Genomic DNA, 17,340 nt, shown 5'->3' with positions numbered 1-17,340 from the left:
TTAATCTATTACCATTTCAATCTTCTCGGTGGTAGGATAAATTTCAATCATAACTTTAAATATAAAAAAGGAAAAGTATCGTTTTAATTCCTAGTGTTCTGATTTGTGTTATTGGATATAAAAGGAGGAGGTTAAATATGCAAACACAAAAAAGTAAGAGTTCAGCTTGCTTTTTTTCAAAAACAAATAAATCAAAATCTTTTGAAAGTAGTCAATATCTTAATTTGCCTGATTTACAGTTTTTTATTTGGTGCAATCAAAAGTATAAGGTGAATAGAGGAGTCTATAATACGATAGATCAATGGTTTTATGAGTACGGCATTGTCAATATTCATTATCGGAGGATTCAGCTTTTGGCATTCTTGGATTTTTTCAAAGATAAAATTCTCGAAAAAGATAGACAGAAGTTTATCCGATTTGGCCATGGAGGACTTGCAAAAAGTCTGAATGAATTTATTAATGTTTTGCGTTAAAAAATGAAATTCTCTGTGCATCGTTTCTTCTCTTTATAAAATTTTTTAATTAAGATTAAATATTTTCCTATCAACGAAAGTATTGCCAGTTTAATATTTTCAGTGCTAGGATAAACATCATCAAATATAAACAGACTTTTCATATTTGTTAAGTCGGAATAAAATGGAGGGGAAAATATATGAGCTATAAGCTTAGTATTTTAGATCAAAGTCCGATTTTTCCAGGAAGCACAGCTTCTACTGCTTTACAAAATACAGTTCTGCTGGCTCAAAAAGCAGAAGAATGGGGGTATACACGTTTTTGGGTATCAGAGCATCACAATACGGATCAATTGGCAGGCTCCTCCCCTGAAGTACTAATTTCCTACTTATTGGCACGGACGAACAAGATTCAGGTTGGGTCAGGAGGAGTCATGCTTCAGCATTATAGTCCCTATAAGGTAGCTGAAAACTTTCATGTTTTATCCAATTTGGCACCTGGAAGGGTAAATCTTGGGGTTGGGAAAGCCCCAGGCGGACTTCCGTTATCCACAAAAGCGCTTCAGTATGGAAATGTTAATGATGGTAAAGATTTTAAAGAACGAATGATTTTTTTATTGGAATTAGTTCATAATTCGATTGATGTCAATCATCCTCTTGCAGGTATTCAAGCAACACCAATTCCTCAGGAAAAACCAGAAATTTTCCTGCTCGGAGCAAGTGCAAACAGTGCACAGCTTGCTGCTGATTTGGGTATATCATTTGTTTTTGCTAAATTTATCAATAGTGATGAACGAGTACTGGAAAAAGCTGCAAATCTATATCGAGAGGGTTTTCCACATGGAAGATTTATCATTTCATTATCCGTTATTGCTGCACCTACTCAGACAGAAGCAGAACAATTGAAAGGGGACAAAAAAATAGTCAAAGTCCATCTTCAGAGCGGAAGAACGGTTACGGTACAATCCATTGAGCAAGCAGAAGTTTTTGGAAAGCAATCCGGTGAATCATATGAAATCACTGAACAAGAAGCAGATATTATTGCGGGTACACCTCATTTTGTAAAGGAAGTTTTAAACCATCTTCACAAAACTTATCAGGTGGATGAATTTATTTTACATACACCAATTGAACAAGAAGTAGATAGATTTCAATCATTTCATCTATTAAGTCCCTTAAATTATGCAAATACGTTTGTCCAGCCTATAAGAAGGTAAGATTGACAATGGAGAGTTCATATATTTTTTTAAATAAAATACCAACTATTCAGGTGTGAATAATAAAGTATTTAGAAGCTGAAAGGAAGGAAAGTGAGATGTCAAAGAAAAGACAATTAAAATTGGGAACGATCATTCATGGTGTGGGAGGGAATATTGCGGCTTGGAGACATCCTAAGGTATTAACTGATGCCAGTGTGAATTTTGAATTTTATAAGGAGCAAGCCCAAAAATCAGAAAAGGCAAAATTTGATTTTGTTTTTATTGCGGATGGCTTGCATATTAACGAAAAATCATTGCCTCACTTCTTGAATCGATTTGAACCGCTTACGATTCTATCGGCACTGGCGGCTGTCACTTCACGAATTGGCCTTGCTGGAACTGTATCGACATCATATAGTGAACCGTTTACTATCGCACGGCAATTTTCCTCCCTTGATCATATTAGTCATGGCAGGGCAGGCTGGAATGTTGTAACTTCCCCATTAGAGAAAACAGCCTTAAACTTTAGCAAAACGATTGAAGAGCATCCAAAACATTCAAAAAGATACCGAATCGCCTCTGAATACCTAGATGTTGCCAAAGGATTATGGGATTCATGGGAAGATGATGCATTCATACGTAATAAAAAATCAGGTGCATTTTTTGATCCTGAAAAACTGCATCAATTAAATCACAGAGGAGAATTTTTCTCAGTACAAGGACCTCTAAATATTGGCAGATCAAAGCAAGGGCGGCCCATTATCTTTCAAGCAGGATCATCTGAAGATGGGAAAAACCTTGCTGCTAAAGATGCCGATGCTATTTTTACTAGTCAAGAAACGTTGGCGGATGCACAAAAATTCTACCAAGATGTCAAACGCAGAACTGCTGAATATGGTAGAAATCCGGATCACATTTTAATTTTGCCAGGAATCGAGCCGATTGTTGGTAAAACAGAGGAAGAAGCTGAACAGAAATATCAAGAGATTGCTAATTTAGTATCGATTGAACAGGCTTTGAACTATTTAGGGCGCTTTTTTGAACATCATGATTTTTCACAGTATTCACTCGATGAACCATTTCCAGAAATCGGTGATTTGGGTTCAAACAGTTTCAAAAGTGGTACAGATCGAATTAAGCAGGAAGCGAAAGAAAAAAACCTAACCCTTCGGCAGGTAGCACTTAGGGCGGCCACACCAAGAACTCCGTTTATCGGGACACCAGAAAAAGTAGCAGACCTTATTCAACAATGGTTTGAGGAATTTGGAGCAGATGGATTTATTATTCACTTTAATCTCCCAAGCAACTTAACAGGATTTATAGACCATGTTGTTCCGATTCTGCAGGAACGTGGTTTGTTTCGAACAGAATATGAATCTAACACATTGCGGGGTAATCTTGGACTCCCATTCCCGGTTAACCGTTATGCACAATCCATAGTGAAAAATGGATAAATGTGTTTTTATAATAAAAATATATAGCTTTATCATTAATCGTATTTTATACTTTTTTTATACTATTAATTCATACTTATTAAATAGGATTAGTTGGACATAAAAAGGGGTAGATATTGATGAAAGAAAAGTTTCCAATTATTAAGGGGGCAGAAAATTTTAAATTCAAGGGTAACAAAATTGGGATTCTCATTTCACACGGTTTCGTTGGTACTCCGCAAAGCGTCCGTTACCTGGGTGAAAGACTAGCTGAATTTGGGTATTCTGTTTTGGCTCCTAGATTAAAGGGGCATGGAACCCATTATACAGATTTAGAGAAATGCACGCATGAAGAATGGTTTGAGTCATTGGAAAAGGGTTATCAAGAATTAAAACAGGAATGTAGAGATGTTTTTGTATTGGGCCAGTCGATGGGTGGTACACTATCGCTTTGGCTTGCTCATAAATATAAGGAAATAAAAGGGATTATCTTAGTTAATCCTGCTTTGACGCTTCCTTCTTTTGAACAATTCAGAGGAAAAGGATTACCCCGTTATATTAATGAGGGAAATCCTGACATAAAAGCAAGGGGTGCTTACGAAATCACTTATTCAAAAGTACCAATTAAAGCCATTCATCAATTGCAAACACTTATGGACATAACGCCTGCCATAATACCAGACCTACATTGTCCTGTTCTGGGAATGAAGTCAGCAGTAGATCATGTCGTACCACCGGAAAATACGGATTATATTATTAAACACATAGAGTCAACAGAAAAGGAAACGATTGTTCTGCCAAATTCCTATCATGTAGCATCATTGGATCATGACAAAGATGTAATTGTAGAAGGGTGCCATCGTTTCGTTCAACAACAAGTAAGTCATCGTGTGGTATAGCTTTGGATTAATGAATCACCTATTCTTCTGATAGTTTTTATAAATGAAAACAATATATTTTTCTATCAGGTAAACTGTAGAATTCCTTTTCTTTACGTGTTAGGATAAAGCACAAGATTAAAAGGTATTCCTATAAAATAAATCAGAATTAAAAAGGAGGATCCTAGAATCAGCAGTCATGACACCAACTGAACAATTTAAGAATTTATGCCGGCTAGACAACTAGAGGCTCTCTATTTAAGATGATAAATCTTTAATGGGGAGCCTTTTTTGTTAATAAAAATTGAAATCTGATAGGGAGGAATAAAAATGGGAAAAGAATTATCTGTAGTGGTTTGGGCGAAAGAAGGTTGTTACTATTGTGGAGAGGTAAAACAATATTTACAGGATAAAGGAATTAAATACAAAACCATTGATGTTACGAATCATGATGAGCGACGTGATATTTTAGAGATCAAGTATGGAGTTCGTCATGTACCAGTTGTTGAAGTAGGCCAAAATGAAGTGTATGAGGGAGTAACAAAAGTAGGAATCGAACATTTAGAAAAAGTTCTTGAGAAAGTTAAGAAGAGTAAAATTTTGGTATAATTCCGACAAAAAATATATGTTTAGTAAGTGAATGCTTGAGAATTAGTATTTATACTACAATCCTGGCGCTAGTTGACGATAATTAGGAATTTAAGGATGGGTGGATTTCGAGATGAAGAAAACAATTGCTATATTTATGACTTTACTACTGGTTCTAATGCTTGGGGCATGCTCCTCACAAGAAACGAAAACAACATCGAAAGTTAGCTCCAAATCGAAAGTACAAAAAATATTCGTGGGAACAGGAACACAGTTTCCGAATGTCTGCTTTATTGATAAGAATGGAAAGTTAACTGGATATGATGTGGAATTAGTTCGAAAAATTGATGAGAAGTTGCCTGAATATCAATTTGAGTTTAAAACAATGGAATTCTCTAATCTTTTGCTAAGCCTTGAAACGAACAAAATTGATTTTATCGCTCACCAAATGGAAGTGAATAAAGAAAGACAGGAGAAGTTTCTTTTTAACAAAGAACCCTATAATATTTTTCCTCTTAATGTAACAGTTAATAAAGATAATAATGAGATTCATTCTATTAAGGATTTAAAAGGGAAAAAGGTAATCGTGAGTCCGACTAGTAACTCAGCAGTATTTATCGAAAAGTATAACAAGGAACATAATGCTGGCATACAAATTGTTTATGCAGGGAATGGGCCAGATTCTACCATTAATCAAATAAAAACAGGCAGAGCAGATGCCACTATTACCACACCATTTTCAGTAGATTTTAATAATAAGGCAGTTGATGCTCAGCAAAAAGTAGTCGGTGAACCGCTCTTAAATTCAAAAGTTTATTTTCTTCTAAGAAAAGATGAAACACCACTGCAAAAGAGAATTGACGAAGCGCTTGTTGAATTGAAAAAAGAAGGGGTAGTTAGCGAATTAAGTAAAAAATGGTTAGGAGCGGACTACACCGTAAACTTTTAAATAATGAGAAGTTAGTGTTTGGAGGTTGTCAAAAAATGGGGAAATCATTTGATCCTTTATTAATTATCGAGTTTTTACCAACACTCTTGCATTACCTAGGGGTAACGCTTCAGATCTTAGCGGCATCTATTTTACTGGGACTTATCTTCGGTGTAGCAGCCGCTATACCGAGGTTGTTTAAAATTCCTTTATTAAATCAATTGGTGATTCTATATGTTTCGTTTATTCGCGGGACACCGATTTTAATCCAATTATTCCTAGTATTTTATGGTCTCCCTGCTGTTCTTATGATCTTCCATCTTGATATTTCTAAGATGGAGGCCATCTATTTTGTCATTATTACTTATGCAATTAGTAATGGAGCAGGATTTTCAGAAATTTTTCGGGGAGCGATACGCGCAGTTGATAAAGGACAGACGGAAGCAGCCTATTCAGTTGGAATGACCAGCACTCAGAACTTCTTTCGAATCGTTTTACCACAGGCTATCCGGATTGCTTTTCCGAATATAGCAAACTCAGTTATTGGTTCATTAAAGGATACTTCACTTGCCTTTACCATTGGTGTGATGGATATGGTGGGCAGAGGTGATACGCTTATTTCAGCAACTGCGCATGCCCTGGAGGTATATATTTCCCTCTCGATTATCTATTATGCAGTTGTTCTACTATTTGAGAAGATATTTAAAATACTAGAAAAATATTTCAATCGTTATCAGAAAGCTGATTTATCAGTTGCTGCATAAAAAGGGGGAGATTTAAATGACAATTGATATTCCTTTTATTTGGATCGCTTTTAAAGAAATTATTAAGTCTCTTCCCATTACGCTCATTTTAACAATTGTCCCCTTATTGGTTGGTTTTTTAATCGGAATGGGTGTTGCACTAGTAAGGATTTATAAAACAAGGTTTGTATACCAGGCTGCTAATGGGTATGTTTCCTTTTTTAGAGGGACCCCTATTATCATGCATATTATGGTCATTTATTATGGAATTCCATTACTAGTGGACCAAGTATCGTCAAGATTTGATTTAAATATCCAATCCAGTAAGATTCCAATTGTTTTGTTTGTTTTAATCGCCTTGTCGTTAGCAGCAGGTGCCTATTTATCAGAAATTATCCGCTCAGGGATTATCAGTGTTTCAACAGGTCAATTGGAAGCAGCTTACTCAGTAGGGATGACTAAGCTTCAAGCAATGGTTCGGATTGTACTTCCACAGGCGTTGGCACAGTCAGTTCCCAATTTTACAAATGTCTTTGTCGGGTTTTTACACACTTCGTCAATGGCCTTTCTTGTATCTGAAAAAGAATTGACAGGAGCTGCCAATATTGTTGCTTCAACCAATTTGAAATTCTTTGAAGCATTTATCGCGGCAGGAATCATCTATTGGGGACTTACAATCATTGTGGAGGGTATTTCTTTTTTACTTGAAAAACGAGTGACAGCATATAGTCGAGGAGGCGTAGCATGATTATTTTAAAAGGAATAAAAAAATCATTTAATCAATTTCCTATTTTAAAAGATATTAATCTCAGAATTAATCGAGGAGAAGTTGTTACCATCCTGGGACCAAGCGGTTCAGGAAAAACTACTTTATTACGATGCTTGAATTTATTAGAAAGACCCGAATCTGGAATTGTTCAAATTGGAAATAGTCATGTTAACGCTGAAAAGATTACAAAAAAAGAAATGTTATCAATCAGAAAACAATCAGCAATGGTTTTTCAACATTATAATTTATTTGCTCATAAAACTGTGCTAGAAAACGTAATGGAAGGGTTAATTGTTGCAAAAAAAGTAAAGAAAAAGGATGCAAAAATGGTAAGTGAACAAGTGCTTGCAAAAGTCGGTCTCAGTGATAAGTTACATTACTATCCGTCTCAACTATCAGGGGGACAGCAACAGAGAGTAGGAATTGCAAGAGCGTTGGCATTAAATCCTGAAGTTATTCTTTTTGATGAGCCAACGTCGGCATTAGATCCCGAATTAGTTGGGGAAGTGCTTTCAGTAATTAAAGAAATTGCACAAGAGGGGATTACGATGGTGGTCGTTACACATGAAATGAGTTTTGCTAAAGAGGTGTCTGATCGTGTTTTGTTTATGGATGGGGGAGTAATAGTCGAGGAAGGAACCCCATTGGAGATTTTCCTTGCACCAAAGGAAGAACGGACGCGACGCTTCCTACAAAGAATATCGGGAGAATCATTTTTTACTCCCTTAAAAGAGCGGGTGAATTAGTTCATTTATAAGAAAGGGTGTTATATGTTGTGATTGATCAAATTGTTATAAAAGAATTACTAGAAGAAGAAAAAGAGGCAGTACGGCAATTATTGGTCGAAAGTTATCAACAATATAAGAATGAATATAAAAATGCTCGAGTTTGGGAAGAGTACCTAACTAATATAAAGGCATCTGTTGATAATCCTGAAGTAGAAAAAATCTTAATTGCCAAAAGTAATGACTATATCCTTGGTACCTTACAGTTATTTCTTTCCTCAGAAAAGGCATATCAAAGACCCGATTTACAGATTTTCTCACCGATTATACGGCTATTGGCAATTCACCCGGAAGCCCGGGGTCGTGGCATTGCACAAGAATTATTAAAAGCAGGTCTTCAATTTGCAAAGTCTCAAGGAGCAAACAAATTGTATTTGCACACAGGTGATAAAATGCAAAAAGCGATTCGATTGTATGAATGGTTTGGCTTTAAACGAGATCAAACGAAGGAATTTTTTAACCATGATATTTTAGTTAAATGCTATCGTTATGATTTATAAAGTGTAGGTACCAAACGAAAAAGTTTCATTTATAGACTAATGATATAAATAGGAGTGATTCGGATGGGGAATATACTTCGAGATGCTGTGGAAAAAAAACGCAAGAAATTAATTGAGAAATTAATTGCTTTTAATGTTTATAAGAAAGAAGATAAACACCTTTTTGAGTTATCACTAACTGAACTAGAAAACGAGTATAAAGCATTCAAATCACTTCAACATCCCCATTGTAATTTGGGGTCCATAAAATTTGCGAACAAAAAAAATAATAAATCGAGTATTTAAATAGAAGAAAGGGCGATTAAATCATGAGCAATATTACAATTATTTCCGGAAGTCCTTCAGAGGAAACACGATTAAATGGAGTTTTCCAAGAGGTATTAAACTATTTTCATGGGATAGGAAGTACTTCTGAAATAATAAATGTACGTGAGCTTCCTCCAGAAGCTTTGATTCAAGCAAAGTTTGATCGTAAAGAAATTTTGGAGGCAAATAAGAAAGTAGAGAATTCGAATATCATTGTTATTTTGACCCCTGTTTATAAAGCATCTTTTTCAGGTGTGTTAAAAACCTACTTGGATCTCTTGCCACAAAATAGTCTGGAGGATAAGACCATTTTACCCATTGCTGTTGGTGGCACTTTCGGGCATCTATTAATGATTGACTATGCCCTGAAACCTGTACTTACAACGTTGGGAGCAACCCACATTTTAAAAGGAGTATATGTTTTAGATAATCAAGTAAAGAAAATAAGCGATAATCGTTTTGAATTAGATTCAGAAGCCAAGAATCGGATAACTACTTCACTAAATTCACTAAATTTCAATAATCCCTCATTATCTACTGTAGGTGTTGACATAACTATTTAATAATGGATGTACCACACCAATATTTTTCTAGTAATGAGTTGGCTGGCTATATATTCATTTTTCATATTCCTTTGATAAAAAAATGGGATAGCCGGTAAGCGCTGTCCCATTTTTAAATTTTTGGAGCGAACATAGCATCTTATCACCTAATCGGGTGATATAATAAACTTGGAACTTTCATGTAAGTTGAAATGAATGCTAAAAATAGGAAGAAGTTTAATAGAGTTGGGTGATTTATTATGGATAAAGCGAAACAATATGTCTGGTATGCGAGCTATGGATCAAATCTAAATTCTGAACGATTTTTATGTTATATCAAAGGAGGAAGTCCTGAAGGGTCTACTAGAGTAGAGTCAGGATGTAGAGACCGTTCCCTGCCAATTGATGTGTCGGCTTTTACCATACCCTATCCTCTTTATTTTGCAAAAAAGGCAGCAGGCTGGGATTCCCAGGGTGTTGCCTTTATCGGTTTAAAACAAGATCCCGCTAACATGACCTATAGCACGAAATATCTTGTCACGACTGAACAATTTTTGGATATCGTAAGCCAAGAAAATGGTGGAATTGAATTTGATATTGATCTGAATGAAGTAATCGAGAACAGGTCGACTACTTTTCGATCATCTTGGTACGGAAATATTGTTTACCTTGGCGAGGATAAGGGCTATCCGATTTTCACTTTTACGGCTCCTTGGAATCTAGACGAAGTGGAATGGGAGAAACCTTCGCAATCCTATTTATCCACCATTATAAAAGGCCTGCGAAGTAATTATTCAAATAAGGAGATCTACGATTACATCCAAAATAAACCAGGCATAAAGGGTTTATATACTGGAGAAGAATTAATCAGTATTGTTTTTAAATAAGCCAAGGGGTCTGAACTCATAATAAGGGGAGATAGGCAATGATTAGTAAAATGGAACATGTGGCGATAATTGTTACGGATATGGATCGGTCGATTCAGTTTTACTCTGATATTTTTGGATTTAAAGTTCGCCTCCGGGGGACTAATCCAAATCGGGAAATGGCTTTTATCTATCTAGAATCGCAACCGGATATGGAGATTGAATTGATCCGTGATATTAAATTTTTAGGAGAATATAGTGACAAGGGAATTGTTAATCATCTTGCCTTCACAGTAACAAATATTGATGAGACGATTCAGTATTTAAAGAAAAAGGGAATCGAGTTTCCTGCTGATGAAGTCAAATCAACGCTTGAAGGCGGCCGGATGATTTTGTTCCCCGGCCCGGATCAGGAACTATTACAGCTTGTTGAGCGAGCAAAATAAATGTTTTTTTATATAAATAGAGGAGCCATTTCGTTATCGAAGGGGCTCCTCTTTTATTTTTCCTTTATAATAATTTGTTTACATACTTTATCCCATTTTTCAAGTAATTAAAAAGAATCCAATCGGGTCCATAAAATTAGTTTAGGCTTGGCGTATAAAACAGCCATTCCTACTTTGTTATTCAGCGTCTTTTTCTGTCGCCGATGGATCCATTTCTGTTGAAGGATTAATAAGAATGCCATTAATTTCATCTCTTAATACATCTCTGAACACAAAGGCTGCAACTTCATTAAAATTATTATAGAGGTCGGATATGTCGTCGTTAAAAAATTGAATGACACTCTGTGTGAATACAGGATACACCGAAGGAGTATCTGGAGAAAAAAGTTTTGTTTCAGCAAATTTAAAATAGCGATTTGAAGATAATGCATCATCAAATAAATCGACAAGACCCTCCGCAGTAAAGTTACGTCCATATGGTCTGACGATGGATTTTTCATAAATGACGATTGTATTCACCAAGATATTTCCTAATTCTTTTTGCAAGTTTAGAATCGTCGCCAATGCCCGAGCTTTTTTCCGACTGCTAAAAACAATGATAGGGATTAAATATCCTCCCTCTTGTGGAAACTCAATTAAATTAAGCACCTGTAAATTTGGATCATTGCCAATTGAATTTTTTAGTTCGTTAAAATAAGTATACTGTGGGGGGCTTAATTGAGGCAAATCTGATTGTGTCATTTGTATTCCTCCTTTTCATTCATTCGTATAGTATGAGACCGGTTTTTTTCTGAAACGGACAAATAACCATTTTGAAGAATTTTAATAGTTATTTCTTCCCGAGGTACAAATGTAGGGGTAGTCCCCCTGCGGAGTTCACCTTTTACCATACCAGGATACTGACCCAAGCCTTTAATTATTTTCAATGATGGGCACATTAAAGGTGATTGAAAAGATAACAAATTAAAAAGAATTTCTTTATTGCATATCTAAAATATCTGTGCTAATCTAAATGTGTAATCGGTTACACATAAGAGGTGAAACAAAAATGGCTACAATACGAGATGTCGCGAAAAAAGCTGGAGTATCTGTAGCGACGGTTTCAAGAGCCTTGAATGATAAAGGTTATATCCATGAAGATACGAGAAAGCTTGTCGAGAAAGCGATTCAAGAATTAAATTACAAACCAAATGAAGTAGCAAGATCGCTCTATAAGAAAAAATCTAGATTAATCGGCCTATTGCTTCCGGATATTCGAAATCCGTTCTTTCCCGAGCTAGCGCGCGGGGTAGAGGATGAGATGCAGGAACATGGTCTAAGGCTGATCATTGGCAACGCTGATGAAAAGCCCAAGAAAGAAATTGATTATATCGATACCTTTAAACAAAATAATGTAATCGGTATCATATCTGCAACCAATCAGACCGAAATGAGCTATTATGAAAATTTAGATTTTCCAGTCGTATTTATGGATCGGACAGCTAATGAACATCCATCCGTTTATGCAGATGGCTTGGCCGGTGGAAAACTGGCCGCACAGGAAATGATTAAAAGAGGTAGCAAGCGAATTACGCTGCTTCGGGGACCGATTGAATTAAGGACAGCACAAGACCGGTTTAAAGGCGCAATCAATGAGCTTTGTAATTATAATGTTAATTTTAATGTGATGACTACGGCTTCTTTTACCTTTGACGATGCAGATAAAATAGCGAAAGAATTATTTGAAAAGTTTCCGGAGACAGACGGAGTGATTGCCAGTAATGATCTTGGTGCAGCGGCAATTTTGCATGAGGCATTAAGAAGAGGGATTTCTGTTCCGGACGAATTGCAAATTATCGGATATGATGATATCCCGCTCAGCAGCTTATTGTACCCGGCTTTGTCGACGATTCGCCAGCCTGCCTATGATATGGGAAGAGAAGCAGCAAAATTATTGATTCAAATCATAGACGAAAAAAAAATGGAACATAAAAATATTCAATTGCCTGTTACATTTATTGAAAGGCAAACAACAAGAAAGGTTGAAGAAAATGGCTAAAATAACCGTTATTGGAAGTTCATCGATGGATTTAGTTGTTACAGCCCCAAGACGTCCAAATAAGGGTGAAACGATTCTTGGTGAATCTTTTAAAACTGTGCCTGGCGGGAAAGGAGCCAACCAGGCAGTTGCTGCTGCAAGATTAGGAGCAGAGGTTTATATGGTTGGATGTATTGGTGGCGATGTATTTGGAAAAACCATTCTTGATAATTTTAAAGAAAATGGCGTTTTTACCACTTATGTGGAACCGGTTACACATTTAGAAAGTGGAACAGCTCATATTACCCTTGCTGATGGTGACAACAGCATTATTGTTGTTAAGGGTGCAAACAATTATGTAACACCTGATTTCGTCGAAAAAGCGCTCGATGTCATTCGTAAATCAGATATTGTTTTGATTCAGCAAGAGATTCCTGAAGAAACAGTTGAATATGTTTGCGAAAAATGCCATGAATTCGGTGTTCCTCTTTTGGTAAATCCTGCACCGGCAAGGCCAATCTCTAAGGAGGTCATTGAAAAGGCAGCCTATCTTACACCAAATGAATCTGAGGCTTCCATTCTTTTTGAAAATCAAGACCTTCATACTGCCTTAAAACAATATCCAAACAAAGTGTTCATCACAGAAGGTAAAAACGGCGTTCGCTTCCACGATGGGGAAAAAGAAGTAGTCGTTCCTTCCTTTCCAGTAGAAGCAATTGATACCACAGGAGCAGGCGATACGTTCAATGCTGCCTTTGCCGTCGCGTTAGCGGAAGGAAAGAGCGTTGAAGAAAGTGTCCGTTTTGCCAATCGCGCAGCCTCTCTTTCAGTGACTAAATTTGGGGCGCAGGGCGGTATGCCAACAAGAAAAGCAGTAGAGGGGAGTTTGTAACATGAAACGCCATGGAATTTTAAATAGTCATATTTCCAAGGTTTTAACCGACCTCGGTCATACTGATTATATTGTCATCGCCGATGCCGGGTTGCCAATACCCGAAGGTGTAACAAAAATCGATTTAGCGATTAAACCCGGGGTGCCAACTTTTAAGGAGATTACCGATGCAGTTGCGGATGACATGGTGATTGAAAAATGTATCATCGCCACCGAAATCGAACAAGGCAATCCAGAAATAGAGCAATTTTTAAAAAGAAAATTTACCGGTATTGAAATGGCAAAGGTTTCGCATGAAGAGTTTAAGCAATTAACCAACAAGGCAAAAGCCATTATCCGAACAGGCGAAGTTACACCCTATGCCAATTGTATATTACAATCAGGTGTATTTTTTTAAGAGCTAAGATCGGGTTGGACGTTTTTGAAATGTCTCTCTCCATTTTTTCCAAATCGAATGAGGTGATATGAATGCGCATTTCGATGCAGAACATCTATAAAGCATTTGGTACCAATCAAGTCTTAACAGGTGTTGATTTTGAACTAATAGACGGGGAAGTCCACGCATTAATGGGCGAAAATGGGGCCGGAAAATCAACTATGATGAATGTGCTGACAGGACTTCATACGCATGACCAAGGCACCATCACCATTGATGGCAAGGAAACCTATTTTAAGAGCCCAAAAGAAGCCGAACAAAACGGGATTACCTTCATCCATCAGGAACTAAATATTTGGCCGGACATGACCGTTTTAGAAAATTTGTTTATCGGCAAAGAATTGAAGTCCCCGCTTGGTTTGTTAAAAACAAAAGAAATGAAAGCGTTAGCTAAACAGCAGTTTGACCGATTAGCCGTTTCGATTCCTCTCGATCAAGAGGCTAGTGGCTGCTCTGTAGGAGAACAGCAGATGATTGAAATCGCTAAGGCGTTAATGACGGATGCCAAGGTCATTATCATGGACGAACCAACGGCCGCTTTGACAGAAAGAGAAATCAGCAAGCTTTTTGATGTGATTGCTTCCTTGAAAAAAGAAGGAGTATCAATTGTCTATATTTCTCACCGTATGGAAGAAATCTTTGCCATTTGTGATCGAATTACTGTCATGCGCGATGGCAAGACCGTTGATACAAAGGCTATTCCCGATACAAATTTTGATGAAGTCGTGAGGAAAATGGTCGGAAGGGAATTAACAGACAGGTTTCCAAAAAGAACATCAAAACCAGGCGAAACGGTACTGGAAGTAAAAGGGCTAACCAAAAATGGAGTATTCCATGATGTGAATTTTTCTGTTCGATCTGGCGAAATCGTTGGGATTTCTGGATTAATGGGAGCAGGGAGAACGGAAATCATGCGGGCAATCTTTGGACTGGATTCCTTTAACAGCGGCGAAATTTGGCTGAATGGTAAGAAAACGGCCATCAAATCTCCTGACCAGGCTATGAAAGCAGGTATAGGTTTTATCACAGAGGACCGAAAAGATGAAGGGCTGATCTTAGATTTTTCGATCAAGGAAAATATGGTTTTGCCCTCCCTTTATAGTTTTGCTCCGAAAGGGATTATTAAAGAAAAAAGTGAAAAAGACTTTGTCAATCTGCTGATCAAACGCTTGACTGTAAAAACGGAATCAGCTGATATTGCAGTTGGAAGTTTATCTGGGGGGAATCAGCAAAAAGTAGTCATTGCCAAATGGGTTGGAATTGGGCCGAAGGTACTGATATTGGATGAACCAACGAGAGGTGTAGACGTTGGGGCAAAAAGAGAAATCTATCAACTGATGAACGAGCTGACGGATCGGGGAGTCGCCATTATCATGGTTTCATCGGAGCTTCCTGAGATTCTTGGAATGAGCGACCGAATTCTCGTGGTTCATGAAGGAAAAATAAGCGGTGAATTGAAAAGTGATGAAGCAACCCAGGAAAAAATTATGACATTGGCAACGGGAGGTCAGTGAGATGAACGCAATCAATGAAGGGACAAAAGCTGGCAAGGCAAATTTTATGAATACGATTACGCAGAAACTTGGACCGCTTCTCGGACTTATTATTTTAATTGTGATTGTTTCCATATTAAATCCAAGTTTTCTAGAACCTTTAAATATACTAAACTTATTGCGCCAAGTGGCCATCAATGCGTTAATCGCATTCGGTATGACCTTTGTTATTTTAACAGGAGGAATTGATTTATCAGTCGGTGCGATTCTAGCCCTATCCAGTTCTTTAACGGCAGGTATGATTGTATCGGGTCTTGATCCGATCTTGGCGATTATTGTCGGTTGTATTCTTGGCGGAATCATGGGAATGGTCAATGGTCTCTTGATTACAAAAGGAAAAATGGCTCCATTCATTGCCACATTGGCGACCATGACAGCCTTTAGAGGTTTGACACTTGTTTATACAAAAGGAAACCCAATCACAGGGTTAGGCGATAATTACTTATTCCAGTTATTTGGCCGTGGTTATTTTCTGGGAATTCCTGTTCCAGCGATTACGATGATTGTAACGTTTGTATTATTATATATTGTTCTTCATAAAACCCCATTTGGCCGAAAAACCTATGCCATCGGAGGAAATGAAAAGGCCGCGCTAATTTCGGGTATTAAAGTACCAAATGTGAAGCTGATCATTTACGGTCTTTCCGGTTTACTTGCTGCGTTAGCAGGAGCGATTTTAACATCACGATTGAATTCAGCGCAGCCGACAGCCGGTACTTCCTATGAACTCGATGCCATCGCGGCAGTTGTATTAGGAGGGACAAGCCTTTCAGGAGGGAAAGGAAGAATTTTTGGAACGCTGATCGGTGCGTTAATTATTGGTACATTAAACAATGGTTTAAATCTTCTTGGTGTATCTTCATTCTATCAACAAGTAGTAAAAGGGATTGTAATCATCATTGCTGTATTACTTGATCGGAAGAAATCAGCATAAGGAGAGAATTTTTATGAAAAAATTAGCTGTACTATTGATATCATTATCGCTCTTGCTTTTGGGCGCCTGTTCGATGCAGCCGCCTGAATGGGCTAAGCCGGCGAAAAAGGAAAATTTAAAAGATGTGAAGATTGGCCTATCCGTTTCCACCTTAAACAATCCGTTTTTCGTTTCTTTAAAAAATGGGGTCCAAAAAGAAGCGAAGGTATTGGGAATGGAAGTAAAGGTTGTTGATGCACAAAATGACTCTGCAAAGCAAATAAATGATGTAGAAGATTTAATTCAGCAGGGTGTTGACGTTTTGCTAATTAACCCGACAGATTCTGCCGCAATCTCAACAGCTGTTCAATCTGCAAACAATATTGGAATTCCTGTTATTACGCTTGACCGTTCTGCTGATAAAGGGAAAGTTGCAGCATTAGTCGCTTCAGATAATATCAAAGGCGGAGAAATGGCAGGGAATTACATTGTGAAAGAGCTTGGGGAGAAAGCAAAAGTTGCTGAACTTGAAGGTGTACCAGGTGCCTCCGCCACACGTGAACGAGGAAAAGGGTTTCATAATATCGCCGATCAGAAATTGAATGTAGTAGAGCAACAATCTGCTGATTTTGACCGGACCAAGGGATTAACGGTAATGGAAAATTTACTTCAAGCAAATCCGGATATTCAAGCAGTCTTTGCCCATAATGATGAAATGGCATTGGGGGCGATTGAAGCAATCAATAGTTCTGGTAAAAATATTATGGTCATTGGATTTGACGGGAATGATGATGCACTGAAAGCCATTAAAGCTGGAAAAATGGAAGCAACGGTTGCTCAACAGCCGGAATTAATCGGAAAACTTGCTGTTGATGCCGGCAGAGATGTGGTTCAGGGTAAAAAGGTAGCAAAAAAGATTCCAGCACCATTAAAATTTGTGACAAAAAACTAAATGAGTTCTTTCAAAAAGACCTGTTCCTGTAATGAGGGACAGGTCTTTTCAATTTCCTTTAAGGAAAAATGTATAAAGCCGTTGTTTTAGGACTATATATAAATATATTTTAATAGTTTAGAATGAAAACTTTTGTATAATT

At 37.3% G+C, this 17,340-nt stretch carries 21 protein-coding genes; 20 read left to right on the top strand and 1 reads right to left on the bottom strand.

Annotated features, from left to right (window positions below; all coding sequences use genetic code 11):
- The first annotated feature begins 137 nt into the window (after positions 1 to 137).
- From ACFQZ9_RS27855 to ACFQZ9_RS27790, 14 genes are all read left to right on the top strand, one after another.
- A complete protein-coding gene (locus ACFQZ9_RS27855; RefSeq protein ID WP_498946613.1) occupies positions 138 to 473 on the top strand; it encodes a hypothetical protein in 336 nt (111 codons plus the stop codon).
- Between the two features lie 179 nt (positions 474 to 652).
- Positions 653 to 1,669, top strand: a complete 1,017-nt coding sequence (locus ACFQZ9_RS27850; RefSeq protein WP_498946611.1) for an LLM class flavin-dependent oxidoreductase — start codon at positions 653 to 655, stop codon at positions 1,667 to 1,669.
- 98 nt (positions 1,670 to 1,767) lie between these two features.
- Entirely contained in the window at positions 1,768 to 3,105 is a 1,338-nt protein-coding gene (locus tag ACFQZ9_RS27845; RefSeq protein WP_498946610.1) for an LLM class flavin-dependent oxidoreductase, read from the top strand.
- Positions 3,106 to 3,224: 119 nt separating this feature from the next.
- Positions 3,225 to 3,983, top strand: coding sequence for an alpha/beta hydrolase (locus ACFQZ9_RS27840; RefSeq protein WP_498946609.1), 759 nt, complete (start codon positions 3,225 to 3,227; stop codon positions 3,981 to 3,983).
- 309 nt (positions 3,984 to 4,292) lie between these two features.
- The gene (locus ACFQZ9_RS27835; RefSeq protein WP_498946607.1) at positions 4,293 to 4,571 is read left to right on the top strand and encodes a glutaredoxin family protein; all 279 of its coding nucleotides are present in this window, start codon (positions 4,293 to 4,295) and stop codon (positions 4,569 to 4,571) included.
- Positions 4,572 to 4,683: 112 nt separating this feature from the next.
- The gene (locus ACFQZ9_RS27830; protein WP_498946605.1) at positions 4,684 to 5,499 is read left to right on the top strand and encodes a transporter substrate-binding domain-containing protein; all 816 of its coding nucleotides are present in this window, start codon (positions 4,684 to 4,686) and stop codon (positions 5,497 to 5,499) included.
- Positions 5,500 to 5,534: 35 nt separating this feature from the next.
- Positions 5,535 to 6,242: an amino acid ABC transporter permease gene (locus ACFQZ9_RS27825; protein WP_498946603.1), complete on the top strand. Its 708-nt coding sequence runs from the start codon at positions 5,535 to 5,537 to the stop codon at positions 6,240 to 6,242.
- A gap of 16 nt (positions 6,243 to 6,258) precedes the next feature.
- Positions 6,259 to 6,969 carry an amino acid ABC transporter permease gene (locus tag ACFQZ9_RS27820; protein ID WP_498946601.1) on the top strand — a complete coding sequence of 237 codons (711 nt, stop codon included), beginning with the start codon at positions 6,259 to 6,261 and terminating at the stop codon, positions 6,967 to 6,969.
- Positions 6,966 to 7,736: an amino acid ABC transporter ATP-binding protein gene (locus ACFQZ9_RS27815; protein ID WP_498946599.1), complete on the top strand. Its 771-nt coding sequence runs from the start codon at positions 6,966 to 6,968 to the stop codon at positions 7,734 to 7,736. The genes ACFQZ9_RS27820 and ACFQZ9_RS27815 overlap by 4 nt, the downstream gene beginning before the upstream one ends.
- A gap of 29 nt (positions 7,737 to 7,765) precedes the next feature.
- Positions 7,766 to 8,275, top strand: a complete 510-nt coding sequence (locus tag ACFQZ9_RS27810) for a GNAT family N-acetyltransferase (protein ID WP_498946597.1) — start codon at positions 7,766 to 7,768, stop codon at positions 8,273 to 8,275.
- A 63-nt stretch (positions 8,276 to 8,338) separates the two neighbouring features.
- Complete coding sequence (locus ACFQZ9_RS27805) at positions 8,339 to 8,560, top strand: Fur-regulated basic protein FbpA (RefSeq protein ID WP_327838862.1); 222 nt, start codon at positions 8,339 to 8,341, stop codon at positions 8,558 to 8,560.
- A 23-nt stretch (positions 8,561 to 8,583) separates the two neighbouring features.
- The gene (gene ssuE / locus ACFQZ9_RS27800) at positions 8,584 to 9,144 is read left to right on the top strand and encodes an NADPH-dependent FMN reductase (RefSeq protein WP_498946595.1); all 561 of its coding nucleotides are present in this window, start codon (positions 8,584 to 8,586) and stop codon (positions 9,142 to 9,144) included.
- Between the two features lie 239 nt (positions 9,145 to 9,383).
- The gene (locus ACFQZ9_RS27795; RefSeq protein WP_198311789.1) at positions 9,384 to 10,010 is read left to right on the top strand and encodes a hypothetical protein; all 627 of its coding nucleotides are present in this window, start codon (positions 9,384 to 9,386) and stop codon (positions 10,008 to 10,010) included.
- A 38-nt stretch (positions 10,011 to 10,048) separates the two neighbouring features.
- Positions 10,049 to 10,435 carry a VOC family protein gene (locus tag ACFQZ9_RS27790; RefSeq protein WP_198311788.1) on the top strand — a complete coding sequence of 129 codons (387 nt, stop codon included), beginning with the start codon at positions 10,049 to 10,051 and terminating at the stop codon, positions 10,433 to 10,435.
- Between the two features lie 177 nt (positions 10,436 to 10,612).
- On the opposite strand, the gene ACFQZ9_RS27785 is transcribed toward ACFQZ9_RS27790, so the two are convergent.
- Positions 10,613 to 11,176, bottom strand: coding sequence for a hypothetical protein (locus tag ACFQZ9_RS27785; RefSeq protein WP_198311787.1), 564 nt, complete (start codon positions 11,174 to 11,176; stop codon positions 10,613 to 10,615).
- 307 nt (positions 11,177 to 11,483) lie between these two features.
- On the opposite strand from ACFQZ9_RS27785, the gene ACFQZ9_RS27780 reads away from it, so the two are divergent.
- From ACFQZ9_RS27780 to rbsB, 6 genes are all read left to right on the top strand, one after another.
- A complete protein-coding gene (locus ACFQZ9_RS27780) occupies positions 11,484 to 12,473 on the top strand; it encodes a LacI family DNA-binding transcriptional regulator (protein WP_498946594.1) in 990 nt (329 codons plus the stop codon).
- Complete coding sequence (gene rbsK / locus ACFQZ9_RS27775; RefSeq protein WP_498946593.1) at positions 12,466 to 13,344, top strand: ribokinase; 879 nt, start codon at positions 12,466 to 12,468, stop codon at positions 13,342 to 13,344. Before ACFQZ9_RS27780 ends, rbsK begins: the two co-directional genes overlap by 8 nt.
- 1 nt (position 13,345) lies before the next feature.
- The gene (gene rbsD / locus ACFQZ9_RS27770) at positions 13,346 to 13,741 is read left to right on the top strand and encodes a D-ribose pyranase (RefSeq protein WP_498946592.1); all 396 of its coding nucleotides are present in this window, start codon (positions 13,346 to 13,348) and stop codon (positions 13,739 to 13,741) included.
- A 71-nt stretch (positions 13,742 to 13,812) separates the two neighbouring features.
- Entirely contained in the window at positions 13,813 to 15,294 is a 1,482-nt protein-coding gene (locus tag ACFQZ9_RS27765) for a sugar ABC transporter ATP-binding protein (RefSeq protein ID WP_498946591.1), read from the top strand.
- Between the two features lie 46 nt (positions 15,295 to 15,340).
- Complete coding sequence (rbsC, locus tag ACFQZ9_RS27760) at positions 15,341 to 16,267, top strand: ribose ABC transporter permease RbsC (protein ID WP_286180198.1); 927 nt, start codon at positions 15,341 to 15,343, stop codon at positions 16,265 to 16,267.
- A gap of 13 nt (positions 16,268 to 16,280) precedes the next feature.
- Positions 16,281 to 17,198, top strand: coding sequence for a ribose ABC transporter substrate-binding protein RbsB (rbsB, locus tag ACFQZ9_RS27755; RefSeq protein ID WP_498946590.1), 918 nt, complete (start codon positions 16,281 to 16,283; stop codon positions 17,196 to 17,198).
- Positions 17,199 to 17,340 lie beyond the last annotated feature (142 nt).

Origin of the sequence: Neobacillus sp. GCM10027624 (assembly GCF_042675345.1) — a bacterium.
Taxonomy (GTDB): Bacteria; Bacillota; Bacilli; order Bacillales; family Cytobacillaceae; genus Neobacillus; species Neobacillus cucumis_D.
The sequence above is the reverse complement of the archived record's forward strand: the minus strand, read 5'-3'. Positions and strand labels throughout refer to the sequence as shown.

Excerpts from the sequence above, each read along its gene's own strand:
- rbsD (WP_498946592.1), top strand. The coding sequence starts at position 13,346 with ATGAAACGCCATGGAATTTTAAATAGTCATATTTCCAAGGTTTTAACC.
- ssuE (WP_498946595.1), top strand. The coding sequence starts at position 8,584 with ATGAGCAATATTACAATTATTTCCGGAAGTCCTTCAGAGGAAACACGA.
- ACFQZ9_RS27805 (WP_327838862.1), top strand. The coding sequence starts at position 8,339 with ATGGGGAATATACTTCGAGATGCTGTGGAAAAAAAACGCAAGAAATTA.
- ACFQZ9_RS27785 (WP_198311787.1), bottom strand. The coding sequence starts at position 11,176 with ATGACACAATCAGATTTGCCTCAATTAAGCCCCCCACAGTATACTTAT.
- rbsK (WP_498946593.1), top strand. The coding sequence starts at position 12,466 with ATGGCTAAAATAACCGTTATTGGAAGTTCATCGATGGATTTAGTTGTT.
- ACFQZ9_RS27855 (WP_498946613.1), top strand. The coding sequence starts at position 138 with ATGCAAACACAAAAAAGTAAGAGTTCAGCTTGCTTTTTTTCAAAAACA.
- ACFQZ9_RS27820 (WP_498946601.1), top strand. The coding sequence starts at position 6,259 with ATGACAATTGATATTCCTTTTATTTGGATCGCTTTTAAAGAAATTATT.
- ACFQZ9_RS27850 (WP_498946611.1), top strand. The coding sequence starts at position 653 with ATGAGCTATAAGCTTAGTATTTTAGATCAAAGTCCGATTTTTCCAGGA.
- ACFQZ9_RS27790 (WP_198311788.1), top strand. The coding sequence starts at position 10,049 with ATGATTAGTAAAATGGAACATGTGGCGATAATTGTTACGGATATGGAT.
- rbsB (WP_498946590.1), top strand. The coding sequence starts at position 16,281 with ATGAAAAAATTAGCTGTACTATTGATATCATTATCGCTCTTGCTTTTG.
- ACFQZ9_RS27780 (WP_498946594.1), top strand. The coding sequence starts at position 11,484 with ATGGCTACAATACGAGATGTCGCGAAAAAAGCTGGAGTATCTGTAGCG.
- ACFQZ9_RS27765 (WP_498946591.1), top strand. The coding sequence starts at position 13,813 with ATGCGCATTTCGATGCAGAACATCTATAAAGCATTTGGTACCAATCAA.
- ACFQZ9_RS27795 (WP_198311789.1), top strand. The coding sequence starts at position 9,384 with ATGGATAAAGCGAAACAATATGTCTGGTATGCGAGCTATGGATCAAAT.
- ACFQZ9_RS27845 (WP_498946610.1), top strand. The coding sequence starts at position 1,768 with ATGTCAAAGAAAAGACAATTAAAATTGGGAACGATCATTCATGGTGTG.
- ACFQZ9_RS27815 (WP_498946599.1), top strand. The coding sequence starts at position 6,966 with ATGATTATTTTAAAAGGAATAAAAAAATCATTTAATCAATTTCCTATT.
- ACFQZ9_RS27825 (WP_498946603.1), top strand. The coding sequence starts at position 5,535 with ATGGGGAAATCATTTGATCCTTTATTAATTATCGAGTTTTTACCAACA.
- ACFQZ9_RS27835 (WP_498946607.1), top strand. The coding sequence starts at position 4,293 with ATGGGAAAAGAATTATCTGTAGTGGTTTGGGCGAAAGAAGGTTGTTAC.
- rbsC (WP_286180198.1), top strand. The coding sequence starts at position 15,341 with ATGAATACGATTACGCAGAAACTTGGACCGCTTCTCGGACTTATTATT.
- ACFQZ9_RS27830 (WP_498946605.1), top strand. The coding sequence starts at position 4,684 with ATGAAGAAAACAATTGCTATATTTATGACTTTACTACTGGTTCTAATG.
- ACFQZ9_RS27840 (WP_498946609.1), top strand. The coding sequence starts at position 3,225 with ATGAAAGAAAAGTTTCCAATTATTAAGGGGGCAGAAAATTTTAAATTC.